This is a genomic window from Chryseobacterium tongliaonense (genome assembly GCF_041224435.1).
Classification (GTDB): Bacteria; Bacteroidota; Bacteroidia; order Flavobacteriales; family Weeksellaceae; genus Chryseobacterium; species Chryseobacterium tongliaoense.
Genome location: NZ_JBGFFD010000002.1, coordinates 33,844 through 48,402, shown reverse-complemented (window position 1 = coordinate 48,402; position 14,559 = coordinate 33,844). Strand labels below are relative to the sequence as shown.

Sequence of the window (14,559 nt, the reverse complement as noted above, 5' to 3'; positions counted from 1 at the left end):
GCTTTTATTAATCTATAACCCATTATCACAATGAAAACCAAATTACTCGTATTTTTATTTGTTCTGCTTTCTGTGGTATCTTTTGCCCAAACCAAGGTAAATACCGATGAGCTGGCGATAAAAAAATCATTTACTTATTTTACCAACAGTATTAAAAATAAAAAGATAGATGAAGCTGTCAATTGTATCTATCCTAAGTTCTTCAATGTAGTACCAAAAGACCAGATGAAACAGATTCTGGAAATGACCTATAATAATCCGTTTATAAAAGTTGACCTGCTGAATCTGCAGTTTGGGACGGTAGAAAAACCGGAACCGATTGACGGGGAATATTTTTCTGTTTTCAATTATCTGTTTAGCCTGAAATGCAATGTAAGTGCAATGAACGACGAAATAAAAAAGAAAGTCAGCAGTGCTTTGGCATCCAAATACGGTAAAAATAATGTGAAATATTTAGCCAGTGAGGGAGCTTATCTCATCAATGCCTATATGAAAGCCTGTGCCATTTCCAAAGACAAAAAACAGTGGAAATTTGTCATTCTTGAAAAGCAATACAAACCTGAATTGGTGAAGGTTTTGCCGCAGAAAATTCTTGATAAATTTTAGAAATTTATATTTTAAAGCCACCCGGAAGGGTGGTTTTTTTTGTGAATCATTATCATGTTATTGCTTGTTCCCAATTCTATGATACTTTAAATTTTTATCAAAGAAATAAAGCATGTTTTTCATATTCTTGAGTTTAACTCCAATGTTTGGTGAATTAAAAAATATTTATATATTTAAACTGTTAATCATTAAAAAACATAACAATGAAAAAATTATTATTACTTTCTGCATTTATGCTTGCTGGACTTATTAGTGCTAAAGAAAACACCTCTAACGCTTCTGGTTCTAGTAAAGAAAAGCAAAACACTTTTTTACCTTGACACGTTATTTGGTAACCATAAAAACTATTTGTGGAACTACTTATCAAACAGTTTTTGATTCTGAATTTGATTCAAGTGATTGCCTTTACAATGAATGGGAAATGTATAACAATCAAGATTGTGGACATTCCAGCTATGAAAATCCAATGACATAATGAAAAAATAATAGGCTGTTAAAAGACAGCCTATTTAATTATAATATTTCAAATACCTATGAAACTACTTTTTAGAATTTTTGTATTATTTCTTTGTTTAACTATGCGAAAGGTCAGGAAAAAAAAGATTATTCAGAAATTGAGGTAAAGTATAATTATTCTTTTGTACAAGATACTCTGGATAAATCGTCTACAATATATGAGCCTATGGTATTGCTAACTAACGGAAAAAAATCTATATATTATAGTGAAAATTATAAGATTGCCGTGGATGGCTTTAGGGAAAAACTGGAAGATGCAATGAAGACCGGAAATATTGTTGATCCTGGCTCACTTCCTAAATCTAAGGTAAAGCATAATGTTTATAAAGATGAAAACAAAACCTATATATCAAATTATTTAGGTAGAAATTATTATACCTATAAGAGTCCTGATAAACTTGATTGGCAGATTGATAATAAAAGTATTTCTACTATCGGAGGCTATAAATGCAATAAAGCAGTTGTAAATATAGGAAGAAAAAAGTTTGTAGCTTGGTTTACTTATGATATTCCAATTAGTGATGGACCTTATAAATTTAGGGGGCTTCCCGGATTAATATTAAAGATCAATGAAGTAAATAATTATATAGGTTTTGAGCTTATATCGATAAATAAAACTAGCTTACCCATTGAGCAAAAAAAAGGTTTAATTATATCTAAAGATCAATTTATATCAAAGAGAAAAGAATATATGAATGACCCATATCAAGGAAAAATAAACAATCCGGAGTATAGAAAAATGATTGAAGAAAACAAAAGAAAATATAATAATTCCTTAGAATAAAATTCAGTATAATATATTTACTAAAAAAGACTTTTATAGGAACCTTTTTAGTAGTTATTTTTTTGAGATATAGTCAGATAAAAATATTGAATATAAGCGCGGGATAATTAAAAAGAAAAGGCAATTATATATAAAACTTTACAAATTTCCCTATTTTAGCTTAAAATAATTTCATGAAGAAAATCTCAATTCTGTTTTTCGTTTTTTGTGTCATTTTGAGTTCCGCGCAGGGGAAAAAATTCTTTGAAGATGGGGAAGTGCAGCTTAAAAATCCAGTTGAGAAGATCAATTTAAACTTTACGAGTGATCTGCCTTTTGTCAAGGTGAATATCAACGGAAAAACATATAATTTTCTTTTTGATTCCGGGGCACCGACAGTGATTTCCAATGGAATCTATACAGAACTGAATCTCGAGAAAAAGCATAAAAGCAAAGTAAAAGACTCACAGAAAAACAAACAGGAACAGATTTTTACCCAACTGCCGGAAATGACGGTTGATAACGTTGTTTTTAAAAATATCGGAGTCATGGTGATGGATCTGACTATTTCCGAATTGGGATGCTTTAAAATCGATGGAATTCTCGGCGCCAACCAGATGGCAAAGCTGTTTTGGAGGGTCAATTATTCTGAAAACTCATTGGAAGCTACCACAGATTTAGCCAATTTTGATATAAGCGGCTATAAAATGGTCATCCCGTTTGAGACCAAACCACAAAAAACACCAGTGGTAGAAACCAGGATTTTAGACAGGAATGTGAGCCTGAGTTTTGATACCGGGTTTACAGGAAGGCTGAAAGTTTCAGAAAACAACTACGATCCCAAAAAAGTAAAGCAGGCAGTTGAAACCTATGGAACCAATGCCGTGGGAGCATTCGGGGCAGGGAAACCGGAGGTAGGTTATATTTTCCGGACAGATAAACTTTCAATAGGCAACGAAAGTTTTACCAATGAAATGGTGATGACCGGAAATTCAAACCTGATTGGAAATGATTTTTTCAAAGATTACATTTTCATCATGGATTGGAAGAACAATAAGATGTACATGAGACGCATCATCAACGAACCGTCGAAATTTGAATCTTTCGGTTTCGGATACCGTTTCATCGATGCAAAACCCATGGTTTCACTGGTATTCCAGGGTGGAGATCTTCCGTTGGCAATTGGAGATTCTATTATCAGCATCAATGGGGTAAATCTTGAAAACCTGGATAGAGAAGGAGCCTGCCATTATTTTATCAACAGGCTGGAAAGAGGTTTGCAGACCGTAGATGTAACGGTGAAAAGAAACGGAAAACGCATGGATTTTAAGCTGGATAAAAAAGAATATTTACAGACGGGTATTTAAATCTCATTAATCTTATTGTAATATTTTTTCCTCGTCGAAATGACCGGGGAAAGGATAGTCTTACCATATTATTTACCAGATACAACCATTAAAAATAATTAAAATAAAAGTGTCAATATTTGTGTCAATGAAGAGAAAAATCGTAAATCTATAATTCAAATATAAAATAAAAAGCAGGTAATAAATTAACCACTCTTGTTTTTGTTCTTTAGATTCATAAATTTTATGTTCTAATCAAAACAATAAACATTACTTTTGAAAACCTATTGAAACTTTACTTTTAGTATTTCTCAATTTCGGCAATGCTCAAAATAAGCCCCATAATTGGAGGCTTTTTTTATTGTTTGGTAAATATTAAATCTTTTGTTTCAGGAAGGTAAATATTAATATTAGTACTATCCGGGCATTTACTGCTATCCAAAATCATGTCATTAGGACGATACTCCCATGAAATTTGGGTAGCATTGAGTTTTTTCAACCGTATACTTCCCCAACCAACACCACAGTTTGTTCCTCCGTAAGTTAACATCAATAAATTTTGATATGGATTAATAATTGTGCTATAAATAGTATGTTGAACTTGATTAGATTGAAAATTCATATTTTTAGTATCCTGTAAAACAACTTGAGAAGCATTTTTAACAATAAATCTAATAGGCAGAACATCTCTGTAAAATTTTTGATCTACATAATCTATCAACTTATGAGATTCTTTAGTTACAAATAATGTAATTTGATTGCCGTTGAATTGACCTTGATAAGTCCCAACAAAAGGTGTTAGTTCATTATTTATATCTTTTAGATACGAATAATTTGGAATATTTCTAAAATCAATATTTAAAGGATATTCTTGCGCTTTGCATGATAATATATTAATTAAAAGGCTTAAAAAAATTAATGTTTTTATATTTATTGTTTTCACATTTTTTACTTTAATTGTTATGGACATGGTGTTGCGATTGGGTTATTATTAGCATCTAAATTAATATTTTGTATTGTTCCGTTACTTTCTATTCTTTGTAAATTAATTTTACCATCTAACCCCATGTCTTTAAGAGCTTTGAAAAAAAAGGTCAATTTCGGCAATGCTAAAATAAGCCCCCATAATTGGAGGCTTTTCTTATTGTTTGGTAAATATTAAATCTTTTGTTTCAGGTAAGTAGATATTGATGTCTGTACCATTTGGACATTTACTATTATCAAGGATTATGTCATTGGGACGGTATTCCCATGAAATCTGAGTAGAATTTATTTTCTTTAAAATAATTTCTCCCCATCCCACACGACAATTTGTACCACTATAGAAAAAAATGATTGAATTTATATCAGGTCTTGGTTTAATACTAAATAGGTTAATTAGCGGATTACTATTATTCTTTGTATCTTGAAGAACAGTTCCAGAAGAATTCTTAACAATATATTTAATATCTAAAACATCTGAATAATAATTTTTAAGAGAACTCTTTTGTAAAACATTTTCAACTTTCGTAATATATAATGTAATTTCTTTTCCCTGAAAACTGGCTTTATAGATTCCTACATACAGAGGAAGCTCATTATTTAAATCTTTTTTATAAGCGTTATTAGGAATATCTGTTAATGCTGTATTTAATGGTAACATTTGGGCTTTGCAGGATAATGAGCTTAAAGTTGTTATGCTCAACAATATTATTGCTGTTTTTAAATATGTTATTTTCATTTTTTCATCTTAATAAAACCTCATATTGACATTTTTTCAAAATAAGCCCTCAATTACAGAGGCCTTATTCTATTCTATTCTATTGTTTTGTAAATATTAAATCTTTTGTTTCGGGTAAATAAATTGTTGTATCTAAATTAGGTGGACATTTACTTGCCGTAGTAACAATATCATTTGGATGATATTCCCATGAGATTTGTGTAGCATTGATCTTCTTTAAATTAATTTCTCCCCACCCTACACCACAATTTGTACCTCCATAATAAAATATTATTGAATTTTGGGTAGATCTTATTTTAGTACTATGAAATTCAGTTACCAGTGTATTACTATTCTTGGTATCTTGCAAAACTGTACCTGAAGAATTTTTTACAATATATTTTATTACTAAAGCATCTCTGTGAAATTGTTGATCACCATAATCCACTACTTTATTTTCTTCTTTTGTAATGAAAAGTGTTATTTCTTTTCCTTGAAAATTGGTTTTATAGGTCCCAACATAAGGTAATAACTCATTGTTGGTATCTTTTACATAGGCATTATTAGGAATATTTGTTAATGCTGTATTTAATGGTAACGTTTGTGCTTTACAGGAGATCGAGCTTACTGTTAATCCTAATAATATTATTACCGTTTTAAAATATGCTATTTTCATATCTATTTATTTTTTAATTAAATTCATTTAAAGACAAGGCACAGCAGTAATATTACCTGTACTATCTTGTACTATATTATATAAAGATCCATTATCATCTACACGTTGTAAATTCACTTTCCTTGTAAGACCCATATTTTTTAAAGTATCAAAGAAAAGCTTTTCCAATCCCTTTTCATTTAATAAGCCTAAACTATTAGTGTAAGTAGTCCCATTTAATAAGGGTTCTTTTAAGTCACTAGCATTTTCAGCATATTTCTCTTTAAATTTTCTCATCTGTATTTCCGAAAATACAAATCCACCTAATTCTGTACCAGTCCCTGCAAAACGTATAATGTAATGTACATATTTTATACTATTAGGACAAGTACTACAAGATTCTGCAGCTATCATACCGTAATAAGCATTTCCTACACCATCAGCCACGCTTTGAGCTGCAGCAAATCCAAACAATGTATCTACTATATCTGGAGGTGATACCATGTGAATGCCTGAAGCAGTATGATTATGATAACCGCCATATCCATCTGTAACATTATTATATACAACTTTATGATCTGCATTAACATCTGCCGGAACTACAGTGCCATCTTTCTTTTCTTTAAATCCTATTTCTCCTGTAGACGGATTGCTAAGTGTTTGTTTTGCGTTAGCCTTTACATTATTGATTCCTTGCTGTACATTAGCTTTGGCTAGCACAGCTTTGGTTTTCTCGCAAGGATTATTAATCGTCCCTGTTCCACTTCCTCCTCCATTATATGGTCCCGTAGTGCCACTTCCCGAAGAAGGATTTCCTCCACCCCCGCCATAACAATCTGCTGCATCGAATGTATATACGAAATGTCTACCATATCCGGGAAGAGCCATATCTGTAGTTCCCCAATACGCACATGCGCTTCCGTCTTCATACGAATGCTGCCCAGATGCACACGCTGTTCCCGGTTGTTCCACATAAGTAGCAGTAACTCCCACACAAAGAGCAATTTTAGAATTGATTTCAATATTTCTCTTTTCACCCAAACCGAAAATTTTCACTTTCTGCTTAAGATTTTGTATCAGATCTTCCTCAGACTTAAAATAATTAAGTTGAACATCCCTTTCATATTGGAAAATATAGCTTTCAAAAAGATTTTCTCCTTTTTCTACTAATACAAGATTTTCTAAAATATCAGGATTATTATTTTTCGGATCAATCTCGGTGATTTTAAAAGTGTAAGATTTTTGTCCCTTCGGATCTTCTATAAACAGGTAGTCGTCAAGATCTACTGTAAATCCGTTTTCCTCGTCGACATATTGTTTTGAAGTTTGTGAATCATCATCATTTTTGGTAATTTTCATAAGTTCACCAAAAACAGCTTTGTTTTTCACAAGATCCTGATAATGGAGGATTTTAGAATACATACTTTTTTGATTTTCTTTTTTGTCGCTTAAAAGCAAATCTTCATTTCTGCAGGATTATAAGGTACTGGAAAGGGCTATCAACAGAGATAACCATAGAAAAAATTTGTTTTTCATTTAATTTTTGGTTTTTAAGTTGCTAAATATAAGTTATTATCATCTTTCAGGGAAGTATTTTATAGAAATACTATTTATTCCTCTAAATTGGTGCTGTAAATGTAGTTATAGAAGGCGACAGAACGTGTCGTATTTATTTGAATTATATGGACTCTTGGTTAATGGGGATGAAGCACGGAACAAAATCAACCAGTATTAGAGGAATCTTGGTCTTATTAGATTCCTTCGAAATGACAAAGATTATAGATAAATAGCATTTTATTTATTCTTGCGTCTTAAAAAACTGTAGCTATTTTAAAACTTTTGCGCCTTTGCGATTAACCTGATGAGAATATTTAAACGCAAAGATGATTATAGGCTTGTACAGGATTAGGATAGCAAAGAGATGGCAAAGAAATTTGTCGATGAAGCGCACGCTTAATAAAATCAACTTTGTTGATTTCTTCTTTGCTAACTAGAATATGAGGGTTATTTATTAAAATCTTTGCGTTAAAATAATTGTTTACTATTTTAAAAGTTTTATGATCAATCAATAAAAAAATACCACTTCAGTGAAGCAGTATTTTTATGGGTATGATCTGTTTTTTTAACAGCTTAATTTTCAGATTTGAATTTTTCCAGCTCCTGTTTCAGAGATTCAATCTGCTCTTTCAACAGGTTAATATACTCCTTGTGATTTTCCAGCATATAATCAGGAATATTATAATAATGATTATAATTTATACCGGAAGCATGATCGCTAAAAGTTGAGTTATCATTGTTCTGTACTATCGTAGCTGCTCTTTCTTCTTTTATATCTTCTACAGGAACATCTAAAGCTTCTGCCAGTTTTTCCCATTCATCATCAAATATTTTCACATCTCCACTTTCTTTTCGGGAATAGTTGGAAACATCTGTTGATAAGATCTTAGACATATATTCCTGTGTGTATCCTCTTTGCTTTCTTAGATTTCTTAGCTTTTCCATAATGATCTGATATGTGCTTTGCACAAATATAAAGAAAATTGTTGTTTGGTATTGCGTCTTACCAGTTTTTATCGATCATATAGATGATCTGTGTCATTGCTACAGCACCCAGAAGCAGCTCTCTGCGGTTCACTTTTTCAAAAGTATCTTCCTCAGTATGATGAATATCAAAATACCTCTGAGAATCGGGAACAAGCTCTGCCGTAGGAACACCCATACTATGAAGCGGAGAAATATCTGCCCCGGAATAAGTACCTTCAAAATTATAAACACCGTAAGGAATGAAAAGATTTGCCCAGCCTTTGATCTGGTTTCTTTTCGCATCATCCATTTCCAGGGAGATTCCTCTCGGGGCAAAACCTCCGGCATCAGATTCTATGGCAAAAAGATGTTTCTCATTGTTTTCCTTTGCTGCTTTTCCGTATTGTATTCCGCCTTTCAATCCGTTTTCCTCATTCGCAAAACATACAACTCTGATGGTATGGTTATTTTGGATTCCTAATTTTTTGAATGTTCTGAGCACCTCGATACTCTGAACGATTCCGGTTCCGTCATCATGGGCACCTTCACCTACATCCCACGAGTCTAAATGTCCGCCTACCACGATCACGCTTTTGTCTTTCTTCCCTGTGATTTCTCCGATCACAGAATGAGACAGCTTTTCACCCTTCATTCCACAGTTGGAGTTGAGCTTGGCTGTGATCTTCTCAGATTTTAATAAAGCTTCCAGCTCGTCTGCCGTGGTATTTCCTATGGCAACACCCGGAATTTTAGTGATATTATCTTCGTAACGCATGGCTCCGGTGTGCGGGACATCGTCAAAAGCAGAAGATAATGAGCGGATGATCGCAAATTTTCCACCTTTTTTAGCGGTAAGGGAAGCGGCTGTAACCCTGTATTTTGCAGCGTCACCGTATCCTCTGAAAGTTTCTATAAACGACTGGCTGAACGGGTAATTAAAGAAAACGATCTTATCTTTTACCTTTTCAGCGGGAAGCTTTTCGTATTCTTCCAAAGATTTTACCATAATGATCTCTCCCGAAATGTCTTTTCCATCCGTTCCTTCAGAATTTCCCAGGGAAAGCATTTTCAGGCTCTTCCATTTTCCGCTGGCGGTTTTGATCTGCAGAGATTCTTTTCCTCTTACCCAAACCGGGATCATCACTTCCTGCAGCCATACTTTATCCGCACCTGCATCACGGAGTTTCTGCTCTGCCCATTTTACGGCCTTTTCATAAGCGTCTGATCCGCTTAAACGGTGACCTATGTTTTTCGTTAAATCTTTCAGTTCTGTGTATCCTTTTCCGTGATTCAGAATTTCTGTAGAAATCTTGCTGAATTGTATGGAGTCTTCTTTAGCCTGGCCGAATAATGTGGTCATGCCAAGAAGCAACAGGGTAGTTCCTAATATCTTTTTCATATTACCAATTTTTGTCTATCATATAAATAAGCTGTGTCATCACTACAGAGCCCAGAAGCAGCTCTCTGCGGTTTACTTTCTCAAAAGTATCTTCTGCCGTATGATGAATATCAAAATAACGTTGCGGATCAGGTACCAGCTCAGCCGTGGGCACTCCCATCTCATGAAGCGGGGCAATATCCGATCCTGAATATTTTCCTTCAAAATTATAAACCCCGTAAGGAATAAACAGGTTTCCCCAATTTTTGATCTGTTCCCTGTTTTTATCATCCATTTCCAATGAAATTCCGCGTGGTGAAAAACCTCCGGCATCAGATTCTATGGCAAAAAGATGTTTCTCATTATTTTCTTTTGCTGTTTTTCCATATTGTTTGCCTCCTTTGGTTCCGTTTTCTTCGTTGGCAAAACATACGGCGCGGATGGTATGGTTATTTTTGATTCCCAGTTTTTTGAATGTCCTGATCACTTCGATGCTCTGTACAATTCCGGCTCCGTCGTCGTGTGCACCTTCACCTACGTCCCAGGAATCTAAATGTCCGCCTACAACGATGACACTTTTATCTTTTTTACCCGTAATTTCCCCGATCACGGAGTGGGAAAGTTTTTCTCCTTTCATACCGCAATTGGAATTAAGTTTGGCAGTTATCTTTTGACTGGTCAGCAATTGTTCGAGTTCGTCAGCAGTAGTATTTCCTATGGCGACTGCAGGGATTTTTGCCATATCATCTTCATAGCGCATGGCTCCTGTGTGCGGAACATCATCAAAAGCAGAAGATAATGAGCGGATGATCGCAAACTTACCGCCCTTTTTAGCTGTTAAAGAAGCTGCTGTACGCCTGTAAGCTCCGGCATCCCGGTAAGCGATAAAAGTCTGTACATTACTTTGATTGAAAGGGTGATTGAAAAAAACAATTTTGTCTTTTACTTTTTCAGCAGGAAGCTGATCATATTCTTCCATGGATTTTACCATAATGATCTCTCCCGAAACGTCTTTTCCGCCTGTTCCTTCAGAATTTCCCAGGGAAAGCATTTTCAGGCTCTTCCATTTTCCGCTGGCGGTTTTGATCTGCAGAGATTCTTTTCCTCTTACCCAAACCGGGATCATCACTTCCTGCAGCCATACTTTATCGGCGCCTGCATCATAGAGTTTTTGGGCAGCCCACTGTACCGATTTTTCATAAGCTTCGGTACCGCTCAGACGGTTGCCTATATTTTTCGTTAAATCTTTCAGTTCTGTATATCCTTTTCCATGATTCAGGATTTCTGTAGAAATCTTACTGAACTGTATAGAGTCTTCTTTAGCCTGGCTAAATACGGCCATGCTGAGAAGGAGTAGTGAAGAGGTGATAATCTTTTTCATATTACCAATTTTTATCAACCATGAAAATCAATTGGGTCATGGCAACTGCCCCTAACAGGAGTTCTCTTTTATTTACTTTATCGAAAGTATCTTCTACAGAATGATGGTAGTCAAAATACCTCTGGGTATCTACTACAAGCTCTGCCAAAGGAATATCAAGCTTTTTCAACGGGGAGATATCCTGTATGGCATAGGTCTGGTCAAAATCATAAATACCATACGGCAGGAAGTAGTTTTTCCACTCAAAGATGAGCCTTCTGCGCTGTGACGGCATATCTAATGAAAACCCTCTCGGAGAATATCCCCCGGAATCTGTTCCCAAAGCAAAAATATGTTTTTCTTCTTTCTTTTTAACGTAGGCTGCATAAGATTCTCTTCCCTGGCCGCCATTTTCACTGTTGGCATACAATACAATACGTATCGTGTGGTTATTTGTAAATCCTAAAGCTTTCAGCGTTCTTAGCACTTCAATACACTGTACAACGCCACAGCCGTCATCATGGGCACCTTCTGCAAAATCCCAGGAATCGAGCTGGGCTCCGAGAACGATCACTTTGGAATCTTTATTTCCTGGAATTTCTCCGATAATATTATGATTAATGGTTTCGCCTTTTGATTCGGCGGACATGTTTAACCTGGCCTTAACGGTCTGCTTTTTTAACAGCTTTTCCAGCTCATCTGCCGATTTTACCCCGATGGTTAGTGCAGGAATCCGGGCTCTGTCATCCGGCTCATAATAAATCATCTTGGCATGCGGAACATCATCCGAAGCTGTTGTTAATGACCGTATAATTAAACCTTTTGCTCCTTTTTTACCAATGATAGAGGCTGAAAGTAATTTTGATTTTGCTGCAATCAGGTAAGAATCTACCGTATTCACGATTTTCTGATCGATGGGAGAATTGACGAAAAGGATTTTATCTCTTACCTGGGCAGAAGTCAAATTATTAAGCTCTGTCATATCATTTACCAGCAGGATCTCTGCAGAAAGATCCTTTCCACCGGTTCCCTCTGAGTTTCCGAAAGAAAGCATCCTGATATTTTTCCAGTCTCCATTACCTGCTTTTATCTGCAGAGATTCCCGGCCCCTTATCCAGACCGGAACCCTTACTTCCTGTTTCCAGATGTTTTCTACACCGGCTTCCTTCAGGTTTTTTTCGGCCCATTCCGTGGCCTTTTCATACCCGGGTGTAGCACTGAAACGCGGACCTATTCCTTTGGTCAGCTCTCCAAGATTTTCGTAGGCGGTGCCATTGCTTAAGATTTCATCAGAGATCTTTTTAAATTCATCATGGTAGTTGAACTTGGCAACGGTTAATTTTTTAGCTGGTTTTTTCTGAGGTTTTTTTTGAGAAAATAAAAATCCACTCAAAAAGAGTGGAAGTATTATAATGAAGATTCTTTTCATTGTTCTTTTACCTTTCTTTTCCGTGTATAAAAGTAGGGAAAAATTAGGAATATTTTAAGGTTTCATATCATACATTAGCAATGCTGTAACCAATTTCGGTTCAATAAATGTACATTTCGGGGGCATGCTCAATTTCAGGTCAGAAATTTTAATCATATCATTAAAACTTACGGGATAGATGCCAAATCCTACATAAGCTTCACCGTTATCTACTTTTTCCTTTAAAATATTAATCCCTTCAATATTGGAAGTTCCTTTCACATAAGAAATTTTCTCTGAGCTGTCCGGATCTTCGATTTTCAGGATCCCCTTAAAGATATATTTATCTAAAAGATGATGATCAAGATTGTCAAGGGACATTTCCTGGGAACGAAGATCGTGCTTTACGTGAAGTGAATAGAATTTACCATCCATATACATTGAAATATGGAATTTCTGTGAAGGGAAATATGCTGCTTCACCTTTTTCATGAATCAGAAAATAGTTTTCAAGCTGCTTTAAGAATTCTTCTTTCGGGATACCGTTTAAATCAGTCAGGATTCTGTTGTAATCATGAATTTTAATAGACTGGTTGGAAACGATAAAGCTATAGACGAAGTTGTATGCTTCGGTACCGTTATGTCTTTTGTTTTTTTCTTTCTGGTGCTTGGCGTTCAGGGCAGTAGAACCGATCCTGTGGTGGCCGTCTGCAATATAGAAAGAGTCGATCTGATCGATCACTTCCTTAAACTGCTGTAATTTCAGACGGTTGTCTATTCTCCAGATTTTATGTCTGATCCCTTTTGAATCCACATGATTGAAAATCGGAACGTTTTTCTCTTCATGATTCATCAGCAACTCTATTTTAGAATTGGCAGGGTAGGTAAGCAGTACAGGTTCTGCCTGCAGGTTCACCTTCTCAAGATAATGAGCCAGCTTTTCTTTTTTCTGGGGAATGGTACTTTCATGTCTTTTGATTTTCCCGTTCCAGAAGTCTTCAATACTTGCCAGGCCAAGCAGTCCTCTGAAAACCTGTTTACTCGGATAGATCTGTTCATAAAGATAATAAGCCGAATTGTCCTGAATGAGTTTTTTCTCATCCATGAGTTCTTCAAAAGTTGATCGGATCTTTCGTAGGTTCCGGTCGATATCTTTAGATTTACTTACAACATATGGTTTGATCATATTGATGTAAGTATTTTCGACTTGAGCCTTTTCCGCAATCTCTTCCTGAGTAAAATTGTCAAGAGGATGGGTAGGAAAAGTACTTTCAAAGTCTTTGTGAGGTCTAATTCCGCGAAATGGTTTAAAAACAGGCATATTATAGTATAGTTTCTTTTTTTAGCTTTATGATTTGTTCTGCAAGTTCAACTCCTATTTTTTCCTGTGCATCTATGGTATTTCCACCCAAATGTGGAGTCAGCGATAGCGCAGGGTTCATTAATAAAGGTAATTCAGGGGTAGGCTCGTTTTCAAAAACATCCAACGCAGCTCCCGCCACTTTACCGGACTCAATAAAGTCGAGTAGGGTAACTTCATTGATTACGCCACCTCTTGCAGTATTTACAATATAAACACCGTCTTTCATTTTTTCAAACTGCTCAGTGTCTATAATATATTCATTCGTTTTTGGGGTATTGATGCTGATGAAATCCGTATCTCTAAGGAATGCATCTGTATCGTTGGTAGAAGTAATTTCAAAATTGACAGACTGGCCGTCAAAAAAGCTTAAGGTAAGCACTTCTGTTTTAGGTTTTCTGGTTAAAACTTTAACCTTCATTCCTAAAGAAATCCCCATCTTGGCTACTTCCTGGCCTATACTTCCGAAACCGATCACTCCCAATGTCTTTCCTGAAAGCTCATAGGCATTGCTGAATGATTTTTTCAGTGCATTGAAGTGGGTTTCACCTTCCAGTGGCATCAATCTGTTGGATTCATGAAGAAATCTTGCCAGAGAGAAAAAGTGGGCAAAAACCAGCTCAGCCACCGATTTTGAAGATGCAGTAGGGGTATTGATTACTTTGATCCCTTTGCTTTTAGCATATTCAACATCGATATTATCCATTCCGATGCCTCCTCTTCCTATAACCTGCAGCCCCGGGCAGGCGTCAATAACATCCTGCTTTACCTTGGTGGCACTTCTTACCAGAAGTACGTCGACATTATTTTCATTGATGAAATTAATGACGTGTTCCTGGGCAACACGGTGATCCAGGATTTCTATTCCGGCTTGTTTTAAAGCGAGTTCTCCAGCTTTGGAAATTCCATCGTTAGCTAAAACTTTCATACTTCTATTTTTTCAGTC

General features: G+C 35.4%; 13 protein-coding genes. 3 read left to right on the top strand and 10 right to left on the bottom strand.

The genetic code is table 11. The features are described 5' to 3' along the window. Positions 1-30: 30 nt before the first annotated feature. The 3 genes from AB8P06_RS04565 to AB8P06_RS04555 all read left to right on the top strand — a co-directional run bounded on the left by AB8P06_RS04565 (position 31) and on the right by AB8P06_RS04555 (position 3,252). Positions 31-606 (top strand): hypothetical protein, encoded by a 576-nt coding sequence (locus tag AB8P06_RS04565; protein WP_369838508.1) that lies wholly within the window; start codon positions 31-33, stop codon positions 604-606. 559 nt (positions 607-1,165) lie between these two features. Beyond that, complete coding sequence (locus AB8P06_RS04560) at positions 1,166-1,906, top strand: GLPGLI family protein (RefSeq protein ID WP_369840022.1); 741 nt, start codon at positions 1,166-1,168, stop codon at positions 1,904-1,906. A 173-nt stretch (positions 1,907-2,079) separates the two neighbouring features. Further along, the gene (locus AB8P06_RS04555) at positions 2,080-3,252 is read left to right on the top strand and encodes an aspartyl protease family protein (RefSeq protein ID WP_369838505.1); all 1,173 of its coding nucleotides are present in this window, start codon (positions 2,080-2,082) and stop codon (positions 3,250-3,252) included. 337 nt (positions 3,253-3,589) lie between these two features. On the opposite strand, the gene AB8P06_RS04550 is transcribed toward AB8P06_RS04555, so the two are convergent. The 10 genes from AB8P06_RS04550 to AB8P06_RS04505 form a co-directional block, all read right to left on the bottom strand. After that, positions 3,590-4,174 carry a DUF6705 family protein gene (locus AB8P06_RS04550; protein ID WP_369838502.1) on the bottom strand — a complete coding sequence of 195 codons (585 nt, stop codon included), beginning with the start codon at positions 4,172-4,174 and terminating at the stop codon, positions 3,590-3,592. A 198-nt stretch (positions 4,175-4,372) separates the two neighbouring features. After that, complete coding sequence (locus AB8P06_RS04545) at positions 4,373-4,951, bottom strand: DUF6705 family protein (protein WP_369838500.1); 579 nt, start codon at positions 4,949-4,951, stop codon at positions 4,373-4,375. A 79-nt stretch (positions 4,952-5,030) separates the two neighbouring features. After that, complete coding sequence (locus AB8P06_RS04540) at positions 5,031-5,606, bottom strand: DUF6705 family protein (RefSeq protein WP_369838498.1); 576 nt, start codon at positions 5,604-5,606, stop codon at positions 5,031-5,033. A gap of 27 nt (positions 5,607-5,633) precedes the next feature. Continuing rightward, positions 5,634-7,007 (bottom strand): hypothetical protein, encoded by a 1,374-nt coding sequence (locus AB8P06_RS04535; RefSeq protein ID WP_369838495.1) that lies wholly within the window; start codon positions 7,005-7,007, stop codon positions 5,634-5,636. Positions 7,008-7,715: 708 nt separating this feature from the next. Further along, positions 7,716-8,087 (bottom strand): helix-turn-helix domain-containing protein, encoded by a 372-nt coding sequence (locus tag AB8P06_RS04530; RefSeq protein ID WP_369838493.1) that lies wholly within the window; start codon positions 8,085-8,087, stop codon positions 7,716-7,718. 58 nt (positions 8,088-8,145) lie between these two features. Next, the gene (locus AB8P06_RS04525; RefSeq protein WP_369838491.1) at positions 8,146-9,507 is read right to left on the bottom strand and encodes a M20/M25/M40 family metallo-hydrolase; all 1,362 of its coding nucleotides are present in this window, start codon (positions 9,505-9,507) and stop codon (positions 8,146-8,148) included. A 1-nt stretch (position 9,508) separates the two neighbouring features. Beyond that, positions 9,509-10,867: a M20/M25/M40 family metallo-hydrolase gene (locus AB8P06_RS04520; protein WP_369838488.1), complete on the bottom strand. Its 1,359-nt coding sequence runs from the start codon at positions 10,865-10,867 to the stop codon at positions 9,509-9,511. A 1-nt stretch (position 10,868) separates the two neighbouring features. Then, complete coding sequence (locus tag AB8P06_RS04515) at positions 10,869-12,275, bottom strand: M28 family peptidase (RefSeq protein WP_369838485.1); 1,407 nt, start codon at positions 12,273-12,275, stop codon at positions 10,869-10,871. Positions 12,276-12,329: 54 nt separating this feature from the next. Next, positions 12,330-13,574, bottom strand: coding sequence for a DUF1015 domain-containing protein (locus AB8P06_RS04510; protein WP_369838482.1), 1,245 nt, complete (start codon positions 13,572-13,574; stop codon positions 12,330-12,332). 1 nt (position 13,575) lies between these two features. Further along, on the bottom strand, positions 13,576-14,541 hold the full coding sequence (locus AB8P06_RS04505; protein ID WP_369838479.1) for a D-2-hydroxyacid dehydrogenase: 966 nt from the start codon (positions 14,539-14,541) through the stop codon (positions 13,576-13,578). Positions 14,542-14,559: the final 18 nt, after the last annotated feature.